The following is a 5,146-nucleotide window of genomic DNA, read 5'->3' on the forward strand; positions in this document are numbered from 1 at the left end:
GGAGCTGACATCCTTCTGACAATAGTCGCGGGAGGCGCTCTGAACACGGCCACATATACACTCAGCCTTGACGGCGGTGATTCGACATCCCAGGTGCAGACTGTTCCTCTTTCAGGACTGATCACATGCGGAGATACCGGCGTCACCATAACAGCAACCGGAACCCAGGTGGCCGGAACAATCTATGCATTTTCGGTTCTTGAGCCGGTTCCATCCATAAGCGGGATCATGACAGCCATTGATCAACCGCTCGCGAGATTTGACGTGGAATCAGTCTATATTGTCGGGCCGTCTGATTCTGTTGACTGGGCAGCCATGGGCGTCAAGGCGGATTCTCTCTGGGCGATTCACAGGCCTTTATATTTCAGGGCGGAAACCCGTCTGCCATACGCTGATGAGGATCTGAACACCTGGACGGCGGCAATGATCAAAAAGCGTCAGGGATTCAGCCACAGATTCGTGATCGTATGTTCAGCTTTTGGAGAAGCCTCTGACATAACAGGTAAGCGCATCACAAGGAACTGGGCTGGTCTTCTTGCCGGAAGGGTTCTTTCAATCCCTGTCATGAGGGCGGCGGGCCGTGTGCGTGACGGAGGAATTTCCCAGGGCGCGCTGCCTTCAGGCTTCACGGACGCAATGCAGAAACAGCTCGAAGCATCCGGGTTTGTGACTGCCAAATATTACGCCGGGCTTGAATCACCTTTTTGGGGAGACTCAAGGACAATGGCGGATGCGACAAGCGACTACAGGTATGAGGAAGTGCTCCGTGTCGTGTTCAAGGCTGTGAGGCTGGCAAGAATCGCGGCCCTGAAAGCTCTTTATGATGAAGCCGGAGATCCTGTGCGTGAAGGCGGAGCCAGCGGAATCAATTATCTCAAGGCAAGCATAGAAACGGCACTCGGAACAATGACGGCATCCGTGCCGCAGGAGATGGCGGCTTATCAGGTTGTGATACCGCCAGGCCAGGACATCGTGAATAATGGCGTGGCCGTGGAAATGACCCTGATCGGCATACCGATCATAAGATCCATCAAACTCTATGCTGGCTACACATATGCGGGCGGATCCTTTGACCCAAGGTTGAAACAGGCCAGCTAAAACAGGAGGTACTAAATGCCTATTAACGGAAATCTGTATGACTGGGAAGGAATAGAAATCCAGCTGCCTTCCGGCGGAGCTGTGGGCATAACCGAAATCAGCTACGCGGACGAAAGGCCGGTCGAGGCAAGATACGGAAAAGGCGGCAAGCCAAGAGGATACGGCAGGAAAAACTACAAGGCGAGCGGCTCCATGACCCTGGATCGTGATGAGGCCGAGCGTCTTAGAAAATCCCTCGGAGGATCGTATTACAAGACCACGCCGTTCAATATCAACGTGTCTTACGCAAATGATGGTCAGCCCACAATCACGGACAAGTTGTCAGACGTTATGATCACAAAGTCTGACACTTCAGGCAAGCAGGATGAGGATAACGTGGGCGCGCTCAAGTTCGATTTTGTGGTGCTGAGTCCTATAGAATGGGATGGAACCCCGGCGTATTAATTCCATTTCGCATTCAAGCGGCATCTGCGTTGGCTGCGGCGTCAGCTCCTCGATGTACAGAGGACGTACACCTTGCGTCGCTTCCTTCTTGCCGCCTTGATGTCATCTTGAATGCAAAACGAAATAACGAGGCTAATTTTTAAAATAAAAATAGGGAGAACGCAAATGCCAGATGAAAACACAAGCGGTTACAAAGAATTTAAACACAGTTTTAATGACCCTTTCGCAGACATAGAAATTGAAAAAGCTTTTCGTTTCACGCGTCCAAAAACTCCGTCAGTCGATCGCTGCCAGAAGCAGATGATGAAATCTCCGGCAAAGGCCCTGGAAGGGCTTTGTCTGGATGCTGTTCATCCTGACGACAAGGCCCAGATTCAGGAAGACTTCAAGGTTTATCCTGGTCTTGCTTCCGCTTTCGGAAACGAGTTGCTCAAGGCTGTGGGATTTGGCGACCTGGGAAACTGATCGCAAAAGCAAGGGAAGAAATCGGATCAAGCGCCATTGAGCAGTATGGCCTGCTGATCCGGTTCTTTCTGAGGGAGAGTCCGGCAGATGACATGGAAGATTTCGCGAGGCAGTCTGCTGGCGCTCTCTGGATCGAGGAACGGTTATTGACCGGGGTATCAAGAATTTTCGGCGGTAAATAAGATGGACTCATTATCAGCTCCGTAGGAGCAGCATCTTTGTAGCTTATGAAGGTTTATTCCCTTTCAGCTCCAGAGGAGCGACATCTTTGTAGCGTCATATTTGTAGGGGCTTTTGGAGGCAATATGGACGGAATATATTCGGTACAGGCTGTTATGAGTCTTGTGGACAACATCACAGGCCCGCTCAGGAAAGTGAAAAACGAGCTGGGCGAAACTGGGCAGGCTGCGTTGAGCTTGTCCGGAAGGATGTCAAAACTTGCGGAAAAAATGCTACCGCTTGCCGTCGCGGCCGGAATCCTGCTTGGCTCGCTGGTGCCCTGCGTGTCTGCGGCCGCAGATCTGGAATCAGCCATATCAGGGGTCGGGGCCATAACAAATGCCAGCGCTTCAGAGATGGCTGCTTTGAAACAGTCTGCCCTTGATCTTGGCGCTTCAACCGTGTTTTCGGCAGGCGAAGTCGCTGCCGCAGAAAAATCCCTGGGTATGGCCGGGTTTACGGTCAAAGAAAATATAGCGGCACTGCCTGGCGTTCTCGATCTTGCGGCCGCGTCCCAGATGGATCTGGGAAGAACGGCAGGAATTGCGTCAAGCGTTCTGAGATCTTTTCATCTTGAAGCAAGCAGATCCGGAGAGGTGGCAGATATTCTGACCAGCACATTCACCTCATCAAACACGACCCTTGAAAGTCTGTCATCCACCATGGCAAACGCGGCTCCTGTGGCTGCGGCAGCCGGAGCATCAATCGCGGATGTGGCGGCAATGGCGGGCCAGCTTGGTAATGTTGGCATTGACGCAAGTGTCGCAGGCACAGGAATCAAGATCATGTTCCAGAGATTGCAGGCTCCCGCTGGCCAAGCTGCCGACACTCTTCAGAAGCTTGGACTTAAAACCAAGGACGCTGCAGGCAATATGCTGCCCATCTACAACATTTTAAGCAGTCTTGAAGCAAAAACCAAAACCATGGGAACCGCAGACAGAGCTGAAGTGTTCAAAAAGATTTTTGGTGAAGAAGCTATAAGCAGCGTAACCGCCCTGATGTCTGTGGGCGTAAACAAGGTAAAAACATACGCGCAAACACTGGCGCAGCCTGGCAAGGCCGCCTCTGTGGCAAGCAAGAACCTGGATAATTTCAAAGGAGCTGTGGAAATGCTGTCCGGAGCCTGGGACGGATTAAAGATCACCATAGGAGACATATTCCTGCCGGTTTTAAGAATTCTGGTCGAATGGCTTGGAAAGGTTGTGGATGTTCTTAATTCGCTTGCGTCCTCATCTGTCGGCAAAACCCTGATTTTTATCGCAGGAGTCGCAGCCACGGCCGGAGCGGCTTTTGTGTCCTTTCACGCCGTAAGCGCACTTCTTGCCGCTGCTTTGCCGTGGATAACATCCGCCCTGACTTCTCTGGGCGCTGTGATCGCGGGCTTATCATGGCCTGTATTGATTCTGATTGCCGCTGTGGCCGCACTTACTCTGGCATGGAAAAGCAATTTCGGAGGCATGGCCGACAAGATATCTTCATGGTGGACAAAGGTGACTCTGGTCTTCAGCGGTGTTCAGGCTGTTTTTGCATCGCTTAAAAATGGCACTGGAGAAATACGCGGCCAGCTTGCCAAGGATATCCAGGCAAACGGTCTTGTGGGAGTCGTAACCACTGTCAGCAAGGTGATTTACAGAATTCAGGAGGCTTTCGGAGGATTTGTATCTGCCTTCAAATCCGTAACCAGCGGATTGATGGATTCGCTTCTGCCTGTTTGGACAGAGATTAGTTCTGCCCTGGCTCCGGTGATTGACCTGATTAAGGAAGTTGTCTCTTCAGTAATGGGTGGCATGTCCGGGACTAATGTTTCGGGCTGGAAACTATTCGGCCAGGTTGTAGGAGTAATCGCAGGTTCCGGCTTGCAGCTTCTTGTCGAGGTTCTGAAAGTCCTCATTATTCCCTTAAAAATGGTCTTTCAGATTGTCGGAGCTTTGGCGGATGGTTTCAGATGGCTTGGCAAGGCAATCGGTGAATCCGCAGGATGGATTTATGTGACTGTTGCCGCCATACCAGGAGTTGTCAGCGGCTTTGTGGATAGCGTGGTCGGTTATTTCACATCACTTTCTGATAGGGTCATGAACGCTCTTATGAATCTTGCTCCTGTTCAATGGATCAAATCCGCCATTGAAATGGGCGGAAGCCTTATGGATGCTGGCAAAAATCTTCTGACAACCTTCATTGATGGAGCCTTGCTGACACTTACGACATCGATCGAGACCATAAAGGCAACCATCCAGAATCTGTTCAGCGGCCTCAATTTGTTTGAGTCTGGGGCCAAACTCATAAGCACTTTCACCGAAGGCATAAGATCGGCTCTTTCAGTGCCTGCCCAGCTTGTGGAATCAGGCCTTCAGAAAATCAGAAACCTTCTGCCGTTTTCAGATGCCAAGGAAGGGCCATTATCGACCCTGACACTTTCAGGGGCAAGGATGATGGAAACCCTCGGCACAGGAGTCAGGCAGGCAGCTCCTGATCTTCAGGCAACAGTTGCTTCGTCCCTGGCCCTTAAAATGCCAGAGCCTGGCAGTGGAGTTCCTGCTCCTGCCTTGCCTGAAATCGTCCTTGGCGATAGCGCCAAAAACGTAAAAAGCACGAACGAGGCAGGGAAAAGCAGAAAAATAGAAGTGCATATCAGGTCGCTTGTATTGCCTGAAGTAAAGGACTCCGACGGATTTGTCACTGCCCTGAAAGGAATGGTGGAAGCTCATGGCTGGTAGAATGCTGACCTATGAAGATGGAATTGTGCTGCTGAACGGAGAGATTCTGCCTGGTATTCTGAAACATCAGTCTGCCAGGGGATCTGTCCGGTTTGATGAAACAAAACAGGACGGAGGCGGATCAGGCAAGGTCAAGGTGGCCATGGGCTGGGAAGACGCGGATGTGTCGCTTACGCTGGAGCTTCTGACCGATGACCAGAGCACCT

5 protein-coding genes are annotated in these 5,146 nt (G+C 51.4%); all 5 read left to right on the forward strand.

The genetic code is table 11. The features are described from left to right. On the forward strand, positions 1–1,098 hold a 1,098-nt coding region (locus K245_RS26020), incomplete at its 5' end, for a DUF2586 domain-containing protein (protein WP_035278075.1). Positions 1,099–1,113: 15 nt separating this feature from the next. Beyond that, on the forward strand, positions 1,114–1,542 hold the full coding sequence (locus K245_RS0122140) for a hypothetical protein (RefSeq protein ID WP_027360885.1): 429 nt from the start codon (positions 1,114–1,116) through the stop codon (positions 1,540–1,542). 165 nt (positions 1,543–1,707) lie between these two features. Next, positions 1,708–2,007 carry a DUF6848 family protein gene (locus K245_RS0122145; RefSeq protein WP_035278077.1) on the forward strand — a complete coding sequence of 100 codons (300 nt, stop codon included), beginning with the start codon at positions 1,708–1,710 and terminating at the stop codon, positions 2,005–2,007. Between the two features lie 305 nt (positions 2,008–2,312). After that, complete coding sequence (locus K245_RS27090) at positions 2,313–4,940, forward strand: phage tail tape measure protein (protein ID WP_198013968.1); 2,628 nt, start codon at positions 2,313–2,315, stop codon at positions 4,938–4,940. Further along, positions 4,930–5,146: hypothetical protein (locus K245_RS0122155; RefSeq protein WP_027360887.1), on the forward strand; the 217-nt coding region annotated here is incomplete at its 3' end. The genes K245_RS27090 and K245_RS0122155, both read left to right, overlap by 11 nt.

Source organism: Desulforegula conservatrix Mb1Pa (assembly GCF_000426225.1).
GTDB classification, from domain to species: Bacteria; Desulfobacterota; Desulfobacteria; order Desulfobacterales; family Desulforegulaceae; genus Desulforegula; species Desulforegula conservatrix.